Origin of the sequence: Paenarthrobacter sp. AR 02, from assembly GCF_021538675.1 — a bacterium.
Lineage (GTDB): Bacteria > Actinomycetota > Actinomycetes > Actinomycetales > Micrococcaceae > Arthrobacter.
On record NZ_JAJUKH010000001.1, the window covers coordinates 1,066,753 to 1,087,619 of the forward strand.

A 20,867-nucleotide genomic window follows, 5' to 3' on the forward strand; every position below is an offset into this window, starting at 1 on the left:
ACCATCATGTCCACGCCCCGGCCCGGTCCTGCACATCGAGAGGAGAGCACACCTGTGTCTTCACAGCGCATCCTCAATTCCCGCTACGAGCTCGGTGAGCTCATAGGCCGGGGTGGCATGGCAGACGTCTATCGCGGCACGGACACTGTTCTGGGTCGGACCATTGCCGTGAAGGTGCTGCGTGCCGATCTTGCCCGCGATCCACAGTTCCAGGCTCGGTTCAAGCGCGAAGCCCAGGCTGTGGCGGCGCTCAACCATCCCTCCATCGTGGCCATCTTCGATACGGGCGAATACTCCGTGCCGGGCGGCCCCGGGGAGGACGTCCGGGTGCCCTACATCGTGATGGAGTTCGTCTCCGGACGGACCCTGCGCGACATGATCAAGGCGAATGAACTGGGCGTCGAGGACTCCATCGGCTACACGCTTGGAGTCCTTGGAGCGCTGGAGTACAGCCACCGGGCAGGAATCGTCCACCGGGACATCAAGCCGGCCAACGTCATGGTCTGTGCGGATACCGGGGATGTGAAGGTCATGGACTTCGGCATTGCCCGGGCCATGGCTGATTCTGCGGCAACCATGACGCAGACCCAGGCCGTGGTGGGGACAGCACAGTACCTTTCACCGGAGCAGGCCCGTGGCGAGACGGTGGATGCCCGGAGCGATCTCTACTCGGCCGGCTGCCTCTTGTACGAGCTGCTGACCAGCAGGCCCCCGTTTGTCGGCGACAGTCCCGTATCCGTTGCCTACCAGCACGTCCGCGAAACCCCTGACCCTGCCAGCGCCCACAATCCTGACGTTTCCGAGGCACTGGACTCCGTCCTGGCCAAGGCCCTGCAGAAGAACCGGACAGACCGTTTCCAGGACGCCGCGTCCTTCCGACGAGCACTGCGCGCAGCCAGCAACGGCATCCCCGTGCCGGTCCTGCCGGCCAGCGAGGCCCCCACGGACCCGAACGACCTCGTGGAACCGGAAGACCCTGCCACGCAGCTCCTGAGTGCCACGGCCGTGGGTTTCCTTGACGTGGACCAGTTCAAAGACGAACCTGTCGAGCAAGCCCAAGAGGAACCACTGCCCCTGGGCCTCCCTGCAGAACGTGAGCCGACAGCACGGCAGAAGTCCCGACGTCGGGCGTGGACCGCCACGTTGGTAATCTTCACGCTCCTGGTGCTTGCCGGCGGCGGTTTTTGGCTTTACAGCCTCATGAATATGCAGGCACCGCCCCCGGCAAAGATTTCTGTTCCTGCGGTGACCAACATGACCGAGTCCCAGGCAATCCAGGAGATCTACTCGGCAAAGCTGGTTCCCAAGAGCGTGCGCGAACCCAGCGACAGTGTCGCAAAGGACATGGCCATCGGGACTGCGCCCGCCGCCGGTGCCATGTTGGATCAGAACGCTGAAGTGATCCTCAAGGTCTCCAGCGGGCCCAGTTCGGTAACCATCCCGGCAGACATCGTGGGCCGGACGGAATCGGATGCCCGTGAGGCCCTCCGTCGACTGGGCATTACTGGAGATATACCGACTGTCCAGACGCATAGCGCCACGGTTCCATACGGCATTGTGATTGGCACAGCCCCAGCACCCGGTGCTCCCATAGCGGCGTCGTCCAAGGTGGAGCTGCAGGTTTCGTCGGGCAAAGTACTTGTTCCTCAACTCATTGGCATGGCCCAGGCGGAGGCTGAAACCACCCTCAAAACCAACGGCTTACTCATGGCCGTTGTGGAGCAAGAGAACTCCGAGGTGGCGGCCGGAACAGTCACAGCCCAAAGTGACCTGGTGAATTCCGAGGTAGCTCAGGGCAAGACGGTCACCGTGACAGTAGCCAAGGCTCCGGTAGTGCCTACACCCACCCCGACGCCAACGCCGACTCCGACCGACACGGACAAAGCCACGCCGAAGCCGACGCCCACCAAGAAGTAGCCGGGGGCGTCGGTCGCCGAATGCGGCCGTACTTTACGTACTTACTGCTTGATCAGCGGGCTCAGCTTGGCTGCGCGTTCCGCGGCTCCAGTCATGCCCAAGGACTCGAGCCAGTTGCCCAGCATCTGGTAGCCGCCCTCGGTCAGCACGGATTCGGGGTGGAACTGGACGCCGCACAGCGGAGCAGTCTTGTGCTGCAGTCCCATCACGACGCCGTTGGTGGTTTCAGCGGTGATTTCCAGGACATCCGGGATGGACTCACGCACTGCCGCCAGGGAGTGGTAGCGCGTTGCCGTGACGGGCGACGGGAGGCCGGCGAACACGCTTTTGCCTTCGTGCCGCACCGGAGAAGTCTTGCCGTGCATGAGCTCAGGCGCGTGCGTCACCACACCGCCGTAGGCCTCCGCAAGGGCCTGGTGTCCCAAGCAAACGCCGAACATGGGTTTGCCGGCTTCCCCGCACCATTTAATGAGCTCGATGCAGACGCCGGCCTCAGCAGGGGTGCCGGGACCCGGCGAAACGAGGACGCCGTCGCGGGTAGAGGCGAGCTCGATGGCCTCAGCAAGTGTGACGTCGTCATTGCGGACAACCGTGGTCTCTGCCCCAAGCTCCTGCAGATAACCCACCAGGGTGTAAACGAAGCTGTCGTAGTTATCCACTACAAGGATTTTTGTTGTGCTCATGGTTGTTGCAGTAAACCAATCGTTGAGTCAGTCAAAGCGGTGAATTGGGAAAACCATGGAAAGAGGAACTCCACCATCAGTACCAGTGCTACGGCCACCAGTACCAAGCATGTCACGATCCTGACCCAGACGGGCCCGGGCAGGTTACGGAAGATCCACGCGTACATCCGCTACCCCTTTCCGTTTGCCTTGGCTACTTGGGCGGCGATTTCCGACGGCGGACCGGCCGAGGCAGGTTGCCAGCTGTCCAGCAACGAGTAGGCGATGATTCTTTCCTGGGACCCGAAGCGGGGGTTGCAGCTGGTCATGGTGAGGATACTCTCCTTGGGCTGCGCACCCGGCTGGGTAGGGACAGGCAACAGGACATCCGTTCGGTCTGGCGTGACGATCTGGTTGTTCCGGAAAGCGTAGGTGTAGTACCCGTCGGCCGTTTGCACATAGATCTTGTCCCCGGGAACAAGGGTGTGGATGTTATCGAGGACGGCGCCGTGGGTTTGCCGGTGGCCCGCAACGGCGAAGTTGCCCAGGGCGCCGGGCATGCTGGTGCTTCCATAGTGGCCCAGCCCCAGCGTGTCCAGCACACCGGAATCGGTTCCCTCGATGATGGGCCTCGTGTAGTCCGCGCCGAAACGGGGGACATACATGATGCCTATCGTCTTGCCGTATCCGGGCGCAGTTCCCACTACGGGTTGACCGAAATTCGCGGGATCAGCAGGAGCGGTGGGGGCCAGCGGACCCTTGAATTCCTGCGCGAAGTCGTGGATCGCTTCAGTCTGCTTGGCGTCAGCTTCCACGTTGGTCCACCATAGTTCCCAGCCAACGAACAGCAACAGGACGACCCCTGCCGTAATGAGGAGTTCGCCCAGGATCTGGCTGATCTTCCGGATAACATCGGAAGCGCGGAGCCGTTTTTTGGGATGGCTTCCCTTGTCGCTGCAGCGGGACGGCACGGCCGGGTCAGCCGTCGTCTGCTGGTGCGCCACAGGGTCTCCTCGGATAGTGCACGGGCGGCGCGGGCTGCACCTGAGTTGCGGCTAGACTTGACAGCTAGAACGAACCCGGAACGCCGTGTGGCCGATAACCGCTGGAAATTTCCTTCCTGCAGGATACCAAGGCTGGCCGAAACGGGTGCCAACCGAACAGCAGGAGGATCCGTGCCCGAGTCCAAGCCCCGCAAGCGGCCCACCAGTCAGGCCCCGCAGACTTCGGCCGCGAAGCAGTACAAGCCCAACCCGGTTTGGTACAAGGCCGTGATGTTCGGACTCATGATCCTCGGACTTCTCTGGATCATCACTTTCTACATCACTCAGGGTCAGTTCCCGGTTCGGGACTGGGCGTCATGGAACATCGTGGCCGGCTTCGGTATTGCGATTGTGGGCTTCCTGATGACCACCCGCTGGCGCTCCTAGGAACCCGCACCTCACATTTCCGTGCCCGTGAACGTCTACAGGATATGAGTAACCGGCACACCACCATGGAGTCCCCGTTGGGGCAGTTGACCCTGACTGCACGCGGGGAGTTCCTGACGGGTATCTTCTACGAAGGGCACTGGCATATGCCCCCACAGGAGTACTTTGGCGTTCCCACTGGCGTCGAAGATCCAGTATTCGCCCAGGCCCGGGTAGAGCTCGAAGAATACCTTGGCGGCAGCCGGACGGATTTTGACATCCCTTATGACGCCGGCGGAAACGCCTTCCAGCAGAGGGTCTGGGACCGGTTGAAACATATACCTTTCGGGGAAACAGTGACCTACGGCGAGCTCGCGGCTGAGCTTGGCGACCCCCACCTTGCCCAAGCTGTCGGATCAGCTGTCGGCCGCAACCCCATAAGCATCATCATTCCGTGCCACCGGGTGGTGGGCCGGAATGGACAACTGACCGGATACGCTGGCGGTCTTCGCAACAAGCGTTACCTTTTGGACCTCGAGGAGCCGGCAGTGGTCAGGGAAGGCAAGCTTTTCTGATGCAGCCCCGGCAGTTGGCCACCAAGAAGCCGTTTGAAGCAGTCGTCCAGGAACAGGGCGCCACCGTACTCCGGGTGTGCCGCGCAGTCCTGGGTGTTCATGACGCTGACGACGCCTGGTCTGACACCTTCCTGGCAGCCCTTCAGTCCTATCCGGCACTCCCGGCGGGAGCCAATGTGCAGGCATGGCTGGTAACCATCGCACATCGCAAATGCGTCGACCACCTGCGGGCCGGTAACCGTCGTGCTTTGCCAACCGACAACCCTCCTGAGCAGTCGTCCCGCCTGGGCATTCCGGGTGGAGGCCACCCCGAACTCCTCGACGCCGTCGCCCACTTGCCCCCGAAACAACGGCAAGCAGTGGCCTACCACTACATAGCGGGGATGCCGTATAAGGACATCGCGGAACTCCTTGGCGTTACCCCTGAAGCCGCGCGCCGGTCCGGGGCGGATGGCGTGAAAGCCCTCCGCGCGGCGCTTGCCCCCAAACCAGTGCTGGCACATTCATCCCCGAAGGGAGACAGCAAATGACCCTGGATCCAAGCCCCGACCTTGCCGAGGTCAACCAGCTCCTGACACCCACGTTCGGAGACGTGGAGCCTGCCCTCGCCAGTCTTCACGCGAGATTGGCCCGCGATGCCCAGCTGCTCCACACCTTGGACGTTGCCTACCGGGTGGTTGATTCGCCGGTGGGAAAGCTCTTGCTGGCAGCAACAGACCGTGGAATCGTACGGGTGGCCTTCGAACGGGAAAACCATACTGACATTCTGCAGGTCCTCGCGAACACCATCAGTCCCCGCATCCTCGAGGCGCCGACGCGCCTGGACAACGCTGCACGGCAACTCGACGAGTACTTCAGCGGAATCCGCAAGGAGTTTGACCTTGTGCTGGATTTCCGGCTGACCCGCGGGTTCCGCCTCAGCGTGCTCCAGCACCTGCCCAGGATCGCATACGGGGAGACTGAGAGCTACGCTGAGGTGGCCCGGGCCGCAGGCAGCCCCAACGCGGTGCGCGCCGTCGGAAGCGCCTGCGCTACCAACCCGCTGCCGGTGATAGTTCCGTGTCACCGCGTCGTGAAATCCGACGGCAGCTTTGGCGGCTACCTCGGGGGTTCGGAGGCCAAACGCGCACTGCTCACGTTGGAGGCCGCGTGAACGACGACGACGCCCTGTTCCCCTTGGAGCTGGTACAGCCGGAAAAACACGACGGCGGTCCCCGCCTGGTCGCGCCCGGTGCAGTCCACGTCCCTGGCTGGCTTACGGAGGAACAGCAACGGTGGATAGTCGCGCGCTTCGCTGAATGGACCCAGGGACCGGTGCCCCTGCGCGCGGCCACCCTGCCCGGCGGTCACCAAATGTCCGTGCGTACCGTTTGCCTGGGTTGGCATTGGCAGCCCTACAAGTACACGCGGGAAGCTACTGACGTCAACGGTCGCCCTGTCCTCGACTTCCCGGACTGGATGGTGCGCCTGGGCCGTAAGGCGGTCGCTGCTGCCTATTCCACAGATGGCGTGGAGAACGGCTCGGCTCCTCCAGAGGCTTACGTCCCCGATGCGGCCTTGGTGAATTTCTACGATGACGGTGCTGCCATGGGCATGCACCAGGACAAGGACGAGCGTTCGGACGCTCCGGTGGTGTCCCTCAGCATTGGGGACTCGTGTATCTTCCGTTTCGGCAACACGAAAACACGCACCAAGCCCTACACCGACGTCGAACTTCGATCCGGGGATCTCTTCGTCTTTGGCGGTCCGTCCCGGTTCGCCTATCACGGCATACCCAAGGTCCTGCCTGGCACTGCGCCCGCGGATTGCGGCCTCACTCATGGCCGGATCAACATCACCATGCGGGTTACAGGATTGTCGTAAGCCCGGAGTAGGGACAACGCTTCAATGTCAGCGCGTAGGGGCAGAATATCCCGGGAAGCTAAATTACCTGCCGGCCGTGTGGCTGGCGCGGCCGCAGAGGAGCGTTCATGACCCCGGACACCGGCACCATCATCGGTGAGGACGGCCTGGCCCGTCCCCTGTGGGCGGCCTCGGATCCCCTCATGCAGGCCTACTACGACCATGAATGGGGTATGCCGGTCCGCGATGAACAAGGTTTGTATGAGCGGATCAGCCTCGAAGCTTTCCAGGCTGGTCTCTCGTGGGCCACTATCCTCCGGAAGCGGGATGCTTTCAGGAGGGCCTTCCTGGACTTCCACCCGGAGAGCGTGGCGGCCTTTACGGAAGCGGACGTCGAACGGCTCATGCTGGACGCAGGGATTGTCCGTAACAGGCTGAAGATCAAGGCTGCCATCACCAATGCAAAAGCCACTATCGCCTTACGCGAAGAAGGTGGCCTGGTGGACTTTGTTTGGTCCTTCCAACCGGCAAGTACCCCGTCGCCGCGTACCTTCGCCGATATCCCCACGACCTCCCCTGAGTCGATTGCCTTATCCAAGGCATTGAGGAAAAAGGGCTTCGCCTTCGTCGGCCCAACCACGATGTATGCACTCATGGAGGCGATAGGAATTATCGACACTCACCTGTTGGACAGTCACCGGCGGGGCACTTCCGGGGTGTGGTCCTAAAGGCAGGCATGCCAGGACCACCGACAGCACCACGCCACACTGCTTTCCACAGAAGTGCGTAACTTTATCCACAGGCGTGGATAACTTCTGTGGACATCCAAGGACTTACGCTGCTTATCCCTGCGATGCTGCCGATCGGCGGTCGGCGGACTCCGGGGGACAGTTATACCCACTGTGCATCGAGCTGTGGATAGTGCTCCAAGCTTCACCGAAAGTTCAACGACTCCGCATTGCCTGCGTTGCCAAAACCAGGTTCGATGGCACGGCAAGTGAATGAGGCCGTCGTGTACGCCGACTCGTTGCCGCTGCCTCGGAGGGTGGGCCCGGATCCCATCACTGGAACACTTACCCACTTAACAACAGGCCAGTACCCACAAGTTATCCACAGTTGGGGACAACGTGTGGGTTTCACCTAGGTTAGCCCCGGCATTCCGGGGGTTTCGCCGCCCCTTAAGGCCTGAACTACAGCCATGTAAGTTATTAACAGTGTTGATAAGCCTGTTGATAGATACCGCACCACGCCGCAATTAACAGGGTTGTCCACACCCGGCCTAAAACGCCCCTACTTTTCCACATATGCAGGACTACCGGGGACAAAGTTATCCACAGGTGTGGACAGATCCATGCCATTCGGGGGATATCTAGCGCATTCGCCGCCTGCAGAAAGCCTTTGATGTGGAACTACAGCCGTGTAAGTTACTCACACTGTGGATAAGTCCTGTGGAAAACTAGCACCCCGCCCGCATCGGCCGTCCATGACAGACGACTGGAGATGACCCTTGATGAAAACCAGCTTCAAGGCTTCCTTCACCGATACTCGGGATAAGTCGCGGTGGCACTGGACACTGATGACCATGGTTCCGGACTGGCTCGGCGCGGAGCACATGGAAACGGCTCAGGAAGCGCTCACCAGGAAGAGAGGCGGGGAAGCGCCGAAAGATAAAGAGGTACGCCTGGAAGCGATCTATCTAAGCGATCCACGGCGCTCTGCTCCGGGGAAGCTCAGGACGATCCTGCGGCAGCCAGTCGCCGTAATAGGACAGTGGTGTCAGCCGGCAGTGACCCGGACCAACGTTGCAATGGCCAACAGTGCCACCACGAGGACAAGTCCACCTGTTTGAAGCAGGGCCTGGTTTTTACCCCGCGGGGCGTACGCAATGACACCGGCGGCCAGACCTCCGGCGATCAAGCCGCCCAGGTGTGCCTGCCAGGCGATGGTGGGAACAAAGAACCCAATGGCTCCATTGATGGCGATCAGAACCCACAGTTGCTTGGTTTCGCCACCTCTGTGGCGTTGCACCACCAGCATGGCTCCGAAGAGTCCGAAGATGGCCCCGGATGCTCCGACCACGCCCACTACAGGAAAGCTTGGGGTGAGCAGCAGATAGCCCACGGAGCCACCAACTGCTGAGATGAGATATACCGCAAGGAATCGGATGCGCCCGAGCAAAGGCTCAAGGGCTTGCCCAAAGATCCAGAGCGTATACATGTTCAGGACAATGTGCAGGAGGAATCCCTGCGAGTGCAGGAATGCCGATGTCAGCATCCGCCACGGTTCGGTGTCCGCGAAGATGTTGGCAAAGGCGAAATTTTGGAAGATGACATCGCCCGGGAGCACCCACTGGAGGATGTAGACCAGCACGCACACACCGATGATCAGGTACGTCACCAGTGGGCGGCCAATGGCCAAGGTGCCGCCATAGGGCGACTTGTACTCCGGCGTCGAACGTTTTTGTTCGTTGACGCAGTCAACGCATTGGAACCCGACGGCGGCCGCCCGCTGGCACTCCGGGCACGCGGGGCGCCCGCAGCGCTGGCACCGCACGTAGGAGGGCCTGTCCGGGTGCCTGGGGCACACCGGAACATCAGCAGACGGCTCAGCCGACGGGATTCCGTAACTCATGAATGCAGGCTAGAGCTGTTCGATATCGATGCTGGTGATGACGACGTCCTCAACGGGGCGGTCGCCCATGCCCGTACGGACGGCTTCGATGGAGTCAACAACCTTGCGGGATTCTTCGTCCGTCACCTCGCCGAAGATGCTGTGCTTGCCGAACAGCCAGTCGGTGTTAACGGTGGTGATGAAGAACTGTGACCCGTTTGTGCCCTTGCCCATCTGGATTCCGGCGTTGGCCATGGCCAGCTTGTACGGGGCGTTGAAGGTCAGTTCCGGGTGGATTTCATCGTCGAACTGGTAGCCCGGTCCGCCGACGCCGCGGCCCAGGGGATCGCCGCCCTGGATCATGAAGTCCTTGATGATGCGGTGGAAAATCGTGCCGTTGTACAGCGGCGTGCCGGTCTTGTCCTCGCCCGTTTCCGGGTGGTTCCAGGACTTTTCGCCCGTGGCCAAGCCAATGAAGTTGGCGACCGTCTTGGGCGCGTGGTTGCCGAAGAGGTCAACCTTGATATCGCCGAGGGTCGTGTGGATCGTTGCTTTTGCGGTTGCGATGGTCATGGCCCCATTCTTCCATGCAGGGTCAACGCCTTTGGAGTTGTAAAGCCGGTTCCGCGCTCGGTGAAATCCGAGCCTAATCCGGCAGATGAATAGCCGGTGTTCGCCAAGCGACGTAGGCTAGCAACAAACCAGCATGTGTATCGGGAGGTAGTTGTGAAGAAATCAGACCGTATTGCCCGCGACATCGAACAATCCGTAGCGGACGGTGTGGAAAACGCCCGCGACTGGGCCGCACCCCGCGTGGAGGCTGCCGTGAATTGGGCTGTTCCTCGCATCCAGCACGGCATTGATACCGCTTCCCCCAAGATCCAGGAGGGGCTGAAGACTGCTGCACACAAGGCCGCAGACGGGGTTGCTGTTGTGACGCCCCGGCTCCAGGACGGCCTTGCGCAGTTGGCGCCGAAGATCCATGACGCAGTGGAAGATGCCACTCCCAGGATTCAGGAAGCCCTCAACAAGGCAACCCCCGTTTTGGGCCAGGCCCGGGACAAAGTGGTGGATGAATACCTCCCCAAGTTGTCCGAGCAGCTCGGTCAAGCGTCTGTTGCCGTCCACCACGCCCTGGAGAACGCCCCTGCGCAGGTTGATGCCGTAGCCCAGAAGCTGGTGGACTCCGGAGTTGTCCACAGCGTGCAGGAGCAGGCCCAAGCCACTGGCAAGCAGATCAAGGCTGTCGCGGACGAAGCCGGCAAGGCTGTCAGCACCAAGCTGGGCAAGGAACCAAAGCCCAAGAAGCGTGGCTGGTTGATCGTCACGGTCATCGCTGCCGCTGCGGCTGCAGGCGTGGCTGCCTGGAAGGCTTCCAAGCCTGTTGAGGATCCGTGGAAGACGCCGTCACCGGTAACTCCTTCGCCCGTTCCCGCTGACGCTGCAGCATCGGCCACCGCATCCACCGCGAGCGAGGCCAAGGCCCCGGAAACCAACTCCGAGGACGCCACTGCCGAGGCTGAGCAGGCCACCAAGGACGCCCTCGAGAATTTTGGGGACGCCGGCGCCAAGGTCGCAACCGACGCCAAGACTGCGGTCAAGAACATCGCTGCGAGCCTGCACAAGGACACCGATGCTTCGGATTCCGAAAGCAAAGGTGCCCACAGCTAACTGAAGCTGTTCTTACCCTCTCCAAGGGGATCCCGGCCAATGCCGGGGTCCCCTTAGTGTTTCCCCGCATGTCACCAAAGCCTCCTTCGGTGCACCTGCCGTGGGTGTTAGATTTGGAGGGATGTCAGCCGATAGACCCGTTGCGGGTTCCCTCAAGGATGCTCCGGAGCCGCCGGACGTATCCATTGTCATCCCGGCGTATAACGAGGAAAGCGTTATTCGCCAGTGCCTCATCGCGGCCATTTATCAGTCGGTCCCGGCAGCCGAAATCATCGTCGTGGACAATCTGTCCACGGACCGAACGGCCAGGATCGTGCGGCAGATGCAGCAGGAGTACCCGGAAAGCCCCATCATCCTTCTCCAGCAGTCTGCCTCGCAGGGACTCATTCCCACCCGGAACTTTGGCCTTAATCACGCCACCGGAGAAGTAGTGGGACGGATCGATGCCGACTCCGTCCTCGAACCCGATTGGGTTGAGCAGGTCCAGAAAGCATTCACGGATCCGACCGTCGCCGCCGCCACCGGCCCCGTGGTCTACTACGACATGCCCATGCGGCGCTTCGGACTCAAAGCCGACGACAAGATGCGCCAACTAATGTTGCGGCTGGCCAAGCACCAGTACCATTTCCTCTTCGGTTCAAACATGGCCCTTCGCCGCTCCGCATGGGAAACCATCCGCGATGAGGCTTGCCTGGATCCCAAGGACGAGATGCACGAGGACATCGATCTGTCGCTGCATCTTTTCGATCACGACCTCAAAGTGCAGTACCTGCCGCAGATGGTCTCCGGCATGTCCGCACGCCGGCTTGAGGACTCGCCGCGCGACTATCGCTACTACGTCCAGCGGTTTGATCGCACGTACAAAGCCCACAATGTGAAGAAGATGGCCCTGAAAGCACCCATGGTGGTGTTCTTTTCCGTGTACTTCCCGGCCAAGCTGTTGCGCGCCATCCACACTGCCAACTCCGCCCAGGGCGTTCGGCGCGGCGGGATTTAACGCACGACGCCGGGAGGCTAGTCGGTGCCCAGCTCAGCTTCGCGCCGGTCTGCTTCGGGCCGCCCACGGCGCTGACCGGCCACCACCACTGCCAGTCCAACCAGAATCAGCGCCAATCCCGCGTATGTGCCGGCCGGCAGCGTTTCATTCAGGAAGACTGCTGCGAGGATCGCCGCACCCGGAATCTCCAACAGGATAGTCATCGACACCAGCAACGGACTCATCGTGGCCAGCAGGTGGTTGAAGGCTGTGTGTCCCACCAGCTGCGCGCAGACGGTGATGGCAATAATCCCCAGCCAGCCCCCGGCGTCGAACCCTACAAGGGGCTGGCCGCTGACGGCAGCCAGCACCGCAACGATAGCGGCGCAGATGCCGTAGCAGAGGGTGGTGTAGGTGCCGATACCCATCGACTGGCGGGCTTTCCCGCCTGCCAGGGTGTAGAGGCCCGCCAGCGCGCCGCCAGCAAGCGCCAGGAGGTCGCCCAGCAGCGCCTCGGGCGAGGAACCCATGTCGAACCCAGTAATGGCCACCACGCCGCCAAACGCAATCCCCAGGCCCAGCAGCACAGGCCAGCGGTGCCTGGTGCCGCGGAGCAACTGGAAAACGGCGATCCACGCCGATTGCAGGCATACTAAGGCCGTAGCCGCAGCGACCGACGTCAGTTGCAGGGCCGTGATGAAGCAGGCGAAGTGGAAGGCCAAAGCGACAGCGGCCGTCACGGACCAGCCAAGCTCCCTGCGTGTGATCTTCCCGAAAGCCTTGGGCTCGCGAACAACCACAGGGGTGGCCATGACCAAAGCCCCGATTGCGTTGCGCCAAAAAGCGATGGCCAAAGCGGTCACGGAGGTGGCCCCCAAGGTGCCGGCCATCAGCGGGCCGGAGGAGGCGACTCCCAGTACCCCGAGGGCGGCGATGAGAAGGGTCACGGATCAACCTTAGTGTGACGGCGACTCACCCGAGGGACGCCTTGTCCGTTGTGGAGCGAATACTGCCCCCGCCATGTTCCCGGTCGGGAAAGCAACGAGGTTAAATGCAAAAGTCCCGGTCATTTCTGACCGGGACTTTTCTTATGGTGGAGGCACGGGGACTCGAACCCCGAACCCCCTGCTTGCAAAGCAGGTGCGCTACCAATTGCGCCATGCCCCCATAAGAAGCAACCCGTCTATCATACCCTAAGTTTTGACTGTCAATTACCAGTCCAAACCGGGCTCTTCGGCTAATCAACCTTATCGGTCGACTGGCTCCAGACATTCTTCCGGGCTTCGGATTCCTGCGCCTTTTTATAGGCCAGAACACCTGCGACCGCTGCTGCCAGTACAACAAGCAACTTCTTCACAAGTACCTCATTCCAGTTCAGTTTTACCTGAACCACTTTTGGTTCCGTGGGCGTACCAGGACTTGAACCTGGGACCTCTTCGTTATCAGCGAAGCGCTCTAACCGCCTGAGCTATACGCCCCGATGCCTCATCGGGCCGAGATATGACTGTACAGCACATCCCGGCCCGATCTCAAATCGAGGCTTTCCCGCCACGGATATCAGCCTTTTTCAGCGTATTTCCGCGGTTTTTTGCTAGTCGTCGGTCAAGGTGACGCCGACGCCACCAACCAACGTTGCCGAAATGTTATACAGCACGGCGGAGAGCATGGAGAGGGCGGTCAGCAGGACCACGTTCACCACAGCAATGATGGTGGCGAAGGAGGCCACCTGTCCCAGGGAAGCGATTTTCTTCAATTCGAATCCGCTGCCTTCAGAACCGGCCAGGGTACCCAGGAGGCTATCCACCTGGTTGAAGATGCCAGTCAGGTCCAGGACGGTCCAGAGCACGATCGCGGCCACCACTGTGACAATGCCCAGTGCGACCGACAAAAGGAATGCCATCTTCAGGACCGACCAGGGGTCGACCTTGCTGACAAGCAACCGTGCGCGGCGAACCTTGGCCTTGGGCGCGGGCTTCACCAAACCGGGTCCGCCCTGGGCGGGGCGCTGGCCGCCTGCTGCTGCCGGACGCTGTCCAGCCTGCGCGGGCCGCTGTCCGGGAGCACCTGCGGGTCGCTGCCCGCCTGCTCCTGCGGGACGCTGGCCCGGCTGTGCAGGGCGCTGGCCGGGAGCTCCAGCGGGCCGCTGGGCTGAGTTGGCGCCGCCTGCAGGGCGTGCCCCCGTTTCGCCGGCTGCGGCGCCTGGACGCTGCTGTGGCCTTGCAGGGGTTCCTGCCTGCGCGCTGCCCGCGGGCTGCCGGAGTCCGCCGGGGACACCTGTGCTCGGCTTGGGATATGAGTCGGAATTACTCACTCGTTACCTCCGGTATTGTCTTCGTTCAGCTCCGCGCCCGTATCGGTTTCCGGGTCTGCGTCGTTTTCCGTTTCGGGCGTGACGGTCGCCTCAACGGCGCCGTCGTCTTCAGCCAACGTTACGTCATGGTCGAGTCCGTCCTCAGATTCTTCGACTTCCAAACCACGTTCGCTGTTGCGTGCCACTTCGATGATGCGGTCATTCTTGTCAGGTTTGGCAAAAATGACGCCCATGGTGTCGCGACCCTTTGCAGGGACTCCGGTGACGGCAGAGCGGACTACCTTGCCGCCCTCCATGACCACCAGGACTTCGTCTTCTTCCTGCACGATCAAGGCACCCACAAGGTCGCCACGGTCTTCGGCAAGCTTGGCCACCTTGATGCCCAGGCCGCCGCGGCCCTGAAGTCTGTATTCATCGACGGCGGTCCTCTTGGCGTAGCCGCCCTCCGTCACGATGAACACGAACGAGCCGTCCTGGACCACGTCAGCAGCCAAGAGCTCGTCGTCTTCACGGAACTTCATACCGGTCACACCCGACGTTGCACGGCCCATGGGGCGCAGAGCGTCATCTGTTGCCGTGAAGCGGATCGACTGGCCCTTGCGTGACACGAGGAGGAGGTCATCAGTTTCGCTCACCAGCTGGGCGGAAACGAGTTCGTCTTCGTCACGCAGGTTGATGGCGATGACGCCGGCCGTGCGGTTGGTGTCGTAGTCCTCCAGCCTTGTCTTCTTGACCAGGCCGTTCTTGGTTGCGAGGACAAGGTACGGCGCTTGCTGGTAGTCGCGCAGATCCAGGACCTGCGCGATGTGCTCGTCCGGCTGGAAGGCCAGGAGGTTGGCAACGTGCTGGCCCTTGGCATCCCGGCCGGCTTCCGCCAGTTCGTAAGCCTTGGCACGGTAGACCCGTCCCAGGTTGGTGAAGAACAACAGCCAGTGGTGCGTGGTGGTCACAAAGAAGTGCTCCACGACGTCGTCCCCGCGCAGTTGCGCACCCTTGATTCCCTTGCCGCCGCGTTGCTGCGAGCGGTAGTTGTCGCTGCGGGTCCGCTTGACGTATCCGCCGCGGGTAATTGTGACGACCATTTCCTCTTCGGGGATCAGGTCCTCCATGGACATGTCGCCGTCGAAGCCCATCAGGATGTGGGTGCGGCGGTCGTCGCCGTGCTTGGCCACGATCTCGGCGAGTTCTTCGCTGATGATCTGACGCTGGCGTTCCTCGGAAGCCAGGATCGCGTTGTATTCCTGGATCATCGCTTCGAGCTCAGCATGACGGTCCTGGATCTTCTGGCGTTCCAGGGCAGCCAAACGGCGCAACTGCATGTCCAGGATGGCCCGGGCCTGGAGCTCGTCGATCTCCAGAAGCTCCATGAGACCCTCGCGGGCAGCCTCCGTGGTGTTGGACGCGCGAATGAGGGCGATGACCTCGTCCAACATGTCCAGTGCCTTCAGGAGTGCACGCAAAATGTGTGCTTCTTCCTCGGCCTTACGCAGGCGGTACCTGGTGCGACGGGCGATGACGTCCATCTGGTGCGCAACCCAGTGCCGGATGAATGCATCCAGGCTCAAGGTGCGCGGAACGCCGTCGACAATGGCAAGCATGTTCGCCGAGAAGTTGTCCTGCAGCTGCGTGTGCTTGTACAGGTTGTTGAGGACCACCTTGGCGACGGCATCGCGCTTCAGCACGATCACCAGGCGCTGGCCCGTGCGTCCAGAGGTTTCATCGCGGAGGTCCGCGATGCCCTGGATCTTGCCGTCCTTGACCAGTTCGGCAATCTTGATGGCCAGGTTGTCCGGGTTTGCCTGGTAGGGAAGCTCAGTGACTACCAGGCAGGTGCGGCCCTGGAGTTCCTCGACGTTGACCACCGCGCGCATGGTGATGGAGCCGCGGCCCGTGCGGTAGGCATCCTCGATGCCCTTGTGGCCGAGGATCGTGGCACCGGTCGGGAAGTCGGGTCCCTTGATGCGGAGCAACAGTGCTTCAAGAAGCTCTTCCCGGGTAGCCGTGGGGTTTTCGAGCGCCCACTGGACACCTTCGGCAACTTCGCGGAGGTTATGCGGCGGAATGTTGGTGGCCATACCGACGGCGATGCCTGAGGAGCCGTTGACCAGCAGGTTGGGGAACCTGGCCGGCAGGATGGTGGGTTCCTGGTTCTTGCCGTCGTAGTTGTCCTGGAAGTCGACGGTTTCCTCGTCGATATCCCGGACCATTTCCATGGCCAGCTGGGCCATTTTGGTTTCGGTGTAACGCGGCGCAGCGGCGCCGTCGTTACCGGGGGAACCGAAGTTGCCCTGGCCAAGCGCCAGCGGGTAGCGCATGGTCCAGTCCTGGATGAGGCGGACCAAGGCGTCGTAGATCGCCATGTCACCGTGCGGGTGATAGGTACCCATGACATCGCCGACCACGCGGGCGCACTTGTTGAAAGAGCGGTCCGGGCGGTAACCGCCGTCGAACATTGCGTACAGGACGCGGCGGTGAACCGGCTTGAGCCCGTCCCGGACGTCCGGGAGGGCACGGCCGACAATCACGGCCATTGCGTAGTCCAGGTAGGACCGCTGCATTTCCGTCTGCAGGTCCACCTGTTCGACGCGGTCAGTCAGCACATCACCCTCAAGAACTACATCCTCGGCGTCGTTCGAGGCCGGGACTTCGGGAGTTTCGTCACTCATAATCTAAGTTTCCGTTTCAGGTATATGTCGGTTCTGGAATATCTAAGTGGCCGGTGGGCCGCTAGATATCGAGGAACCTGACGTCCTTGGCGTTCTGCTGGATGAAGTTTCGCCGCGACTCCACGTCCTCGCCCATCAAGACGGAGAAGGTCTGGTCAGCGGCCAGCGCGTCGTCCATGGTGACCTGCAAAAGCGTGCGGCGCTCGGGATCCATGGTGGTGTCCCACAGCTCCGTGTAGTCCATCTCGCCCAAACCCTTGTAGCGCTGGATGCCGTTGTCCTTGGGAAGCCGCTTGTTCATGGCAGCGCCCTTGCGGATGGTCTCATCACGTTCACGATCGCTGTAAACGTAGTCGTGAGCAGCGTTGGACCACTTGATCCTGTACAACGGCGGCTGGGCCAGGTAGACGTAACCGTTCTCGATGAGGGGACGCATGTAGCGGAACAGCAGCGTCATCAAGAGGGTGGTGATGTGCTGGCCGTCAACGTCGGCATCGGCCATCAGGACGATCTTGTGATAGCGGAGCTTGGCGATGTCGAAGTCCTCGCCAATGCCCGTACCGAAAGCCGTGATCATGGACTGGACTTCGGCGTTGCCCAAGGCCTTGTCCAGCCGGGCGCGCTCCACATTCAGGATCTTGCCGCGCAGGGGCAGGATGGCCTGGGTTTCCGGGTTGCGTCCACGCTTGGCCGAACCACCGGCCGAGTCACCCTCCACAAGGTAGACCTCGCAACGCGAAGGATCCTTGGAGGAGCAGTCCGACAACTTACCGGGCATACCGAACGATTCCAGCGGACTCTTGCGGCGGGCGTTATCGCGGGCCTTGCGTGCCGCCATACGTGCTTGGGCAGCCGAGATGGCCTTGCGGATGACGTCGCGGGCGGGGCCGGGGTTACGCTCCAACCAGTCACCCAACTGGTCGGTGACCACGCGCTGGACGAATCCCTTGACCTCGGAATTACCCAGTTTGGTCTTGGTCTGGCCTTCGAACTGTGGCTCGGAAAGCTTGACGGAAATAACGGCCGTCAGGCCTTCGCGGATGTCGTCACCCGTGAGGTTGTCATCCTTTTCCTTGATGATGCTCTTCTCCCGCGCATAGCGGTTGATCAGCGAGGTCATCGCAGCGCGGAAACCCTCTTCGTGGGTTCCGCCCTCGTGGGTGTTGATGGTGTTGGCGTAGGTGTGGACACTTTCCGAGTAGGCGGTTGTCCACTGCATGGCAACTTCGACGGCGATGTGCCGCTCAGTGTCTTCAGTTTCGAAGGCGATGACGTCCTCGTGGACGATTTCAACCTTTTTGTTCGAGTTCAGGTGCTTCACGTAGTCCAGCAGGCCGTCAGGGTACTGGTACACCACCGTGCGGTGCTCGGCGCTGACTTCACCCTCGGTCGCCACGGCGTCGAGGTCAAGGTCGTCGTCGCCGTCCCGCGTGACGGGGCGTTCGTCGGTCAGCGTGATCTTCAGGCCCTTGTTGAGGAAGGCCATCTGCTGGAACCGGGCACGCAGCGTCTCGAAATCGAACTCAGTCGACTCAAAGATGGTGCCATCAGGGTAGAAGGTCTGGGACGTACCTGTCTCTTCGGTGGCCTCACCCTTGACGAGTTCACCCTGGGGCTTGCCGCCGTCAGCGAACGACATCCGCCAGACGTGACCCTGGCGACGGACTTCTGTATCCACGCGCCTCGACAACGCATTGACCACGGAGATGCCCACACCGTGAAGGCCGCCCGAGACGGCGTATCCGCCGCCGCCGAACTTGCCGCCTGCGTGCAGGATGGTCATGACGACCTCGACCGTCGGCTTACCCTCGGTTGGGTGGATGTCCACGGGGATACCGCGGCCGTCATCCACCACCCGGACGCCGCCATCGGCGCGAAGTGTGACTTCGATGTGGCTGCAGTAGCCGGCAAGGGCTTCATCAACAGAGTTGTCCACCACTTCGTAAACCAGGTGGTGCAAACCCCGGGGACCGGTGGAACCGATATACATGCCCGGGCGTTTGCGCACGGCTTCGAGGCCCTCCAGCACGGTAATATCGCTGGCACCGTACTCCCTGGGCGCCTCGGCGGGCGTGTCAGGCGTGGGAACAGTCTCCTCTTCGGGCTCTACTGCCAAGGTCTCTGCATTGTCGTTAGCCACAGGCGCTTTCGACTCCTCTGTACTCGATGTCGGCCGTTCCCGGTGCTGTCCACGGCGAACCGAGGCCGTCAACGGGCACGTGACTGATTGCGCCGACTACTCCGACGAAGGGGTCCCTGAGCCCACACGAGTGGATTCAGGACCTGGACGACGTTTCACCGGCGCTCAGTGATCTACACCAATTCTATCGTGGATACGCGCGATTCCTTGCAAATACGGGGGCAGCCGAGAGCTGAATATGCCCGTGAGAGGCCGTTGGCCCTATCTTCAATGGCCCTGTGGTGGTCCCGATGGGGGCCCATACGGCCCAGGGGCGTTGAATCGCCCTGCACGCCGTTCAGCCGTAAGTATCCCTGGGGCCGCGTCCGTTGACACTTCGTCCGCCTTTTCGCCAACTTGGAGCTGACGGACCCAAAACGTGAATGCTTGTTACAACGCCTTCGCCGAGTTCATTCCGAAACAACTCGAGCAGGCTGGAACTGAGCAACCGCAGTTGGGTGGCCCATGCAGTGGAGTCGCAACGGACGTGGAGCGTCGTGTCCGTGAAGCTCTCCGGGGTGCAGTGGGACGAGATATCCGGCCCAACCAAGGTTTCCCATTCAGCCATGACGGACCCCACAGCCACAGGCGACGTCCATCCGCGCTCAGCCACCAGGCGTCCAACAACTTTGCCCAAGCCCAAAGGATCCCGGCCACTGCCGTGGAACTGCGTGAAACCCCTGGTATTGCGAAGGCCCTTGCGTTGGGGGGCCGATCCGGGGCGGGGTGCCCGCTGCCTGACTTCGCCCCGAGCGGCTGCAGCCTCGCGCATGCGGTTCAGGGCAGCCTGGGCCGCGTCAATTTCATCGGGATCACGGCCGGGTTGGAGTCCGTCGCCGCTATCCTTCGCCATCGATGCCTCCCGGAACAACGGTTACGCGCCGTCCGGCCAGCTCCTCAGGGATATCGGCGTCGACGGCGGCCGTCACCAGCACCTGCTCGGCGCCGGCAACTATTGCTGCCAGTTTACGCCGGCGTTGAACATCAAGTTCGGCAAAGACGTCGTCCAGGATAAGGATCGGCGCGGTCCCTCCCGTACGTGAGTCGTCCAGCATGACGTAGTAGGAAGCAAGCCGCAGCGAGAGGCACATGGACCAGGTCTCACCATGGGAGGCGTACCCCTTCGCGGGTGCTTGTCCCAACACGAGTTCCAGCTCGTCCCGGTGCGGCCCAACCAGTGAGATACCGCGTTCCAGTTCCTTTTTCCGCGACGCCGCGAAGGCCTGGATATATCGTTCGGTGAGATCGTCCACGGACAGCACCCGGAGGTCCTCGGCCGACGACGACGGTTCCGTTGCGCGATCCGCCGGACCGCCGTCGTCGTCCAGGATGTTCTGGATAGTTGAACGGTAGACGGCACCGGCTTCCTTGGAACCATCGGTCAGCTGCGCGTAAGCACTGTTGAGGTGCGGACGCAGCCGCTCTACGAGCTCAAGGCGGGCGTGCAGGAGTTCAGCACCCGCCCGCGCCATGTGCTGGTCCCAAACATCCAGGGTTGCTTCATGGCCCGCAGTGAACTTTCCTGTCCTTGCCGACTTGAGGAGGGCGTTGCGCTGCTTAAGGACGCGATCGTAATCGCTGCGTGTGGCAGCATGCCGCGGAACGAGGCTCACCAGAAGCTCATCAAGGAACCGGCGACGGTTCGAAGGATCACCCTTCACCAACGCCAGGTCCTCCGGAGCGAAAAGGACTGTCTGGCAGATGCCCAGGATGTCCCGTGCCCGCACTGGATTACTGCGGTTGATGCGGCCACGGTTCGCACGGCCGGCATTGATTTCCAGCTCAATGACCGTGGATTGCTCACCACGGACAAGCCGCGCCCGGACCATGGCGCGCTCGGTGCCAAAGCGGAGCAGCGGGCCGTCGGTGCTCACACGGTGCGAACTCAGCGTGGCAAGGTACCCGATGGCCTCCATCAGGTTGGTCTTGCCGATTCCATTGGAACCCACCAGCACTGTCACACCCGGGCCAAGCTTCAGGTCAACCTGTGCATAACTGCGGAAATCCGTCAGTGAAAGATGTTCGAGGTACACGCCGTTCGCAGGACTC

Annotated in this window: 20 protein-coding genes and 2 tRNA genes; 9 read left to right on the top strand and 13 right to left on the bottom strand. The window is 61.7% G+C overall.

Annotated elements, in window-relative coordinates:
• The first annotated feature begins 6 nt into the window (after positions 1–6).
• A complete protein-coding gene (gene pknB / locus LRQ04_RS04985) occupies positions 7–1,917 on the top strand; it encodes a Stk1 family PASTA domain-containing Ser/Thr kinase (protein ID WP_235518083.1) in 1,911 nt (636 codons plus the stop codon).
• A 41-nt stretch (positions 1,918–1,958) separates the two neighbouring features.
• Here the strand turns inward: pknB and LRQ04_RS04990 are convergent, their stop codons facing one another.
• Positions 1,959–2,600 (bottom strand): aminodeoxychorismate/anthranilate synthase component II, encoded by a 642-nt coding sequence (locus tag LRQ04_RS04990; protein ID WP_235518084.1) that lies wholly within the window; start codon positions 2,598–2,600, stop codon positions 1,959–1,961.
• A 170-nt stretch (positions 2,601–2,770) separates the two neighbouring features.
• The gene (locus LRQ04_RS04995; protein ID WP_235518679.1) at positions 2,771–3,598 is read right to left on the bottom strand and encodes a class E sortase; all 828 of its coding nucleotides are present in this window, start codon (positions 3,596–3,598) and stop codon (positions 2,771–2,773) included.
• Positions 3,599–3,754: 156 nt separating this feature from the next.
• On the opposite strand from LRQ04_RS04995, the gene LRQ04_RS05000 reads away from it, so the two are divergent.
• From LRQ04_RS05000 to LRQ04_RS05025, 6 genes are all read left to right on the top strand, one after another.
• Positions 3,755–4,009: a cell division protein CrgA gene (locus LRQ04_RS05000; RefSeq protein ID WP_235518085.1), complete on the top strand. Its 255-nt coding sequence runs from the start codon at positions 3,755–3,757 to the stop codon at positions 4,007–4,009.
• Positions 4,010–4,053: 44 nt separating this feature from the next.
• A complete protein-coding gene (locus LRQ04_RS05005; protein WP_235518087.1) occupies positions 4,054–4,563 on the top strand; it encodes a methylated-DNA--[protein]-cysteine S-methyltransferase in 510 nt (169 codons plus the stop codon).
• The gene (locus LRQ04_RS05010) at positions 4,563–5,093 is read left to right on the top strand and encodes an RNA polymerase sigma factor (protein ID WP_235518088.1); all 531 of its coding nucleotides are present in this window, start codon (positions 4,563–4,565) and stop codon (positions 5,091–5,093) included. Before LRQ04_RS05005 ends, LRQ04_RS05010 begins: the two co-directional genes overlap by 1 nt.
• On the top strand, positions 5,090–5,716 hold the full coding sequence (locus LRQ04_RS05015; RefSeq protein ID WP_235518090.1) for a methylated-DNA--[protein]-cysteine S-methyltransferase: 627 nt from the start codon (positions 5,090–5,092) through the stop codon (positions 5,714–5,716). The genes LRQ04_RS05010 and LRQ04_RS05015 overlap by 4 nt, the downstream gene beginning before the upstream one ends.
• Positions 5,717–5,739: 23 nt before the next feature.
• A complete protein-coding gene (locus tag LRQ04_RS05020) occupies positions 5,740–6,426 on the top strand; it encodes an alpha-ketoglutarate-dependent dioxygenase AlkB (protein ID WP_235518682.1) in 687 nt (228 codons plus the stop codon).
• A 107-nt stretch (positions 6,427–6,533) separates the two neighbouring features.
• On the top strand, positions 6,534–7,133 hold the full coding sequence (locus LRQ04_RS05025; RefSeq protein WP_235518092.1) for a DNA-3-methyladenine glycosylase I: 600 nt from the start codon (positions 6,534–6,536) through the stop codon (positions 7,131–7,133).
• A gap of 1,048 nt (positions 7,134–8,181) precedes the next feature.
• Here LRQ04_RS05025 and LRQ04_RS05030 read toward each other — a convergent pair.
• Positions 8,182–9,036, bottom strand: a complete 855-nt coding sequence (locus LRQ04_RS05030; RefSeq protein WP_235518093.1) for a rhomboid family intramembrane serine protease — start codon at positions 9,034–9,036, stop codon at positions 8,182–8,184.
• A gap of 9 nt (positions 9,037–9,045) precedes the next feature.
• Positions 9,046–9,588 carry a peptidylprolyl isomerase gene (locus LRQ04_RS05035; RefSeq protein WP_235518095.1) on the bottom strand — a complete coding sequence of 181 codons (543 nt, stop codon included), beginning with the start codon at positions 9,586–9,588 and terminating at the stop codon, positions 9,046–9,048.
• 153 nt (positions 9,589–9,741) lie between these two features.
• Here LRQ04_RS05035 and LRQ04_RS05040 point away from each other — a divergent pair, with 153 nt between their 5' ends.
• Together LRQ04_RS05040 and LRQ04_RS05045 are read left to right on the top strand one after the other, a co-directional pair.
• Positions 9,742–10,686: a hypothetical protein gene (locus tag LRQ04_RS05040; RefSeq protein WP_235518096.1), complete on the top strand. Its 945-nt coding sequence runs from the start codon at positions 9,742–9,744 to the stop codon at positions 10,684–10,686.
• Between the two features lie 121 nt (positions 10,687–10,807).
• Complete coding sequence (locus LRQ04_RS05045; protein ID WP_235518098.1) at positions 10,808–11,683, top strand: glycosyltransferase family 2 protein; 876 nt, start codon at positions 10,808–10,810, stop codon at positions 11,681–11,683.
• Between the two features lie 17 nt (positions 11,684–11,700).
• Here LRQ04_RS05045 and LRQ04_RS05050 read toward each other — a convergent pair whose 3' ends face one another.
• The 9 genes from LRQ04_RS05050 to recF all read right to left on the bottom strand — a co-directional run bounded on the left by LRQ04_RS05050 (position 11,701) and on the right by recF (position 20,851).
• Positions 11,701–12,609, bottom strand: a complete 909-nt coding sequence (locus LRQ04_RS05050; protein WP_235518100.1) for a DMT family transporter — start codon at positions 12,607–12,609, stop codon at positions 11,701–11,703.
• Between the two features lie 144 nt (positions 12,610–12,753).
• A tRNA-Ala gene (locus LRQ04_RS05055) sits at positions 12,754–12,829 on the bottom strand.
• Positions 12,830–12,899: 70 nt separating this feature from the next.
• Complete coding sequence (locus LRQ04_RS05060) at positions 12,900–13,055, bottom strand: DLW-39 family protein (protein ID WP_235518101.1); 156 nt, start codon at positions 13,053–13,055, stop codon at positions 12,900–12,902.
• An 11-nt stretch (positions 13,056–13,066) separates the two neighbouring features.
• Positions 13,067–13,140: transfer RNA gene (locus tag LRQ04_RS05065), tRNA-Ile, on the bottom strand.
• A gap of 113 nt (positions 13,141–13,253) precedes the next feature.
• A complete protein-coding gene (locus LRQ04_RS05070) occupies positions 13,254–13,973 on the bottom strand; it encodes a DUF3566 domain-containing protein (RefSeq protein ID WP_235518102.1) in 720 nt (239 codons plus the stop codon).
• Positions 13,970–16,639: a DNA gyrase subunit A gene (gene gyrA / locus LRQ04_RS05075; protein ID WP_235518103.1), complete on the bottom strand. Its 2,670-nt coding sequence runs from the start codon at positions 16,637–16,639 to the stop codon at positions 13,970–13,972. Before gyrA ends, LRQ04_RS05070 begins: the two co-directional genes overlap by 4 nt.
• A gap of 61 nt (positions 16,640–16,700) precedes the next feature.
• Positions 16,701–18,779: a DNA topoisomerase (ATP-hydrolyzing) subunit B gene (gyrB, locus tag LRQ04_RS05080; RefSeq protein ID WP_308194877.1), complete on the bottom strand. Its 2,079-nt coding sequence runs from the start codon at positions 18,777–18,779 to the stop codon at positions 16,701–16,703.
• A gap of 337 nt (positions 18,780–19,116) precedes the next feature.
• Entirely contained in the window at positions 19,117–19,671 is a 555-nt protein-coding gene (locus LRQ04_RS05085; RefSeq protein WP_235518104.1) for a DUF721 domain-containing protein, read from the bottom strand.
• Entirely contained in the window at positions 19,658–20,851 is a 1,194-nt protein-coding gene (gene recF, locus LRQ04_RS05090; RefSeq protein WP_235518105.1) for a DNA replication/repair protein RecF, read from the bottom strand. Before recF ends, LRQ04_RS05085 begins: the two co-directional genes overlap by 14 nt.
• Positions 20,852–20,867: the final 16 nt, after the last annotated feature.

What these genes read in the sequence shown, in the direction of transcription:
- LRQ04_RS05030 (WP_235518093.1), bottom strand. Translation starts at nt 9,036, where the DNA reads ATGAGTTACGGAATCCCGTCGGCTGAGCCGTCTGCTGATGTTCCGGTG.
- LRQ04_RS04990 (WP_235518084.1), bottom strand. Translation starts at nt 2,600, where the DNA reads ATGAGCACAACAAAAATCCTTGTAGTGGATAACTACGACAGCTTCGTT.
- LRQ04_RS05085 (WP_235518104.1), bottom strand. Translation starts at nt 19,671, where the DNA reads ATGGCGAAGGATAGCGGCGACGGACTCCAACCCGGCCGTGATCCCGAT.
- LRQ04_RS05010 (WP_235518088.1), top strand. Translation starts at nt 4,563, where the DNA reads ATGCAGCCCCGGCAGTTGGCCACCAAGAAGCCGTTTGAAGCAGTCGTC.
- gyrA (WP_235518103.1), bottom strand. Translation starts at nt 16,639, where the DNA reads ATGAGTGACGAAACTCCCGAAGTCCCGGCCTCGAACGACGCCGAGGAT.
- LRQ04_RS05005 (WP_235518087.1), top strand. Translation starts at nt 4,054, where the DNA reads ATGAGTAACCGGCACACCACCATGGAGTCCCCGTTGGGGCAGTTGACC.
- LRQ04_RS05015 (WP_235518090.1), top strand. Translation starts at nt 5,090, where the DNA reads ATGACCCTGGATCCAAGCCCCGACCTTGCCGAGGTCAACCAGCTCCTG.
- LRQ04_RS05025 (WP_235518092.1), top strand. Translation starts at nt 6,534, where the DNA reads ATGACCCCGGACACCGGCACCATCATCGGTGAGGACGGCCTGGCCCGT.
- LRQ04_RS05035 (WP_235518095.1), bottom strand. Translation starts at nt 9,588, where the DNA reads ATGACCATCGCAACCGCAAAAGCAACGATCCACACGACCCTCGGCGAT.
- LRQ04_RS05045 (WP_235518098.1), top strand. Translation starts at nt 10,808, where the DNA reads ATGTCAGCCGATAGACCCGTTGCGGGTTCCCTCAAGGATGCTCCGGAG.
- pknB (WP_235518083.1), top strand. Translation starts at nt 7, where the DNA reads ATGTCCACGCCCCGGCCCGGTCCTGCACATCGAGAGGAGAGCACACCT.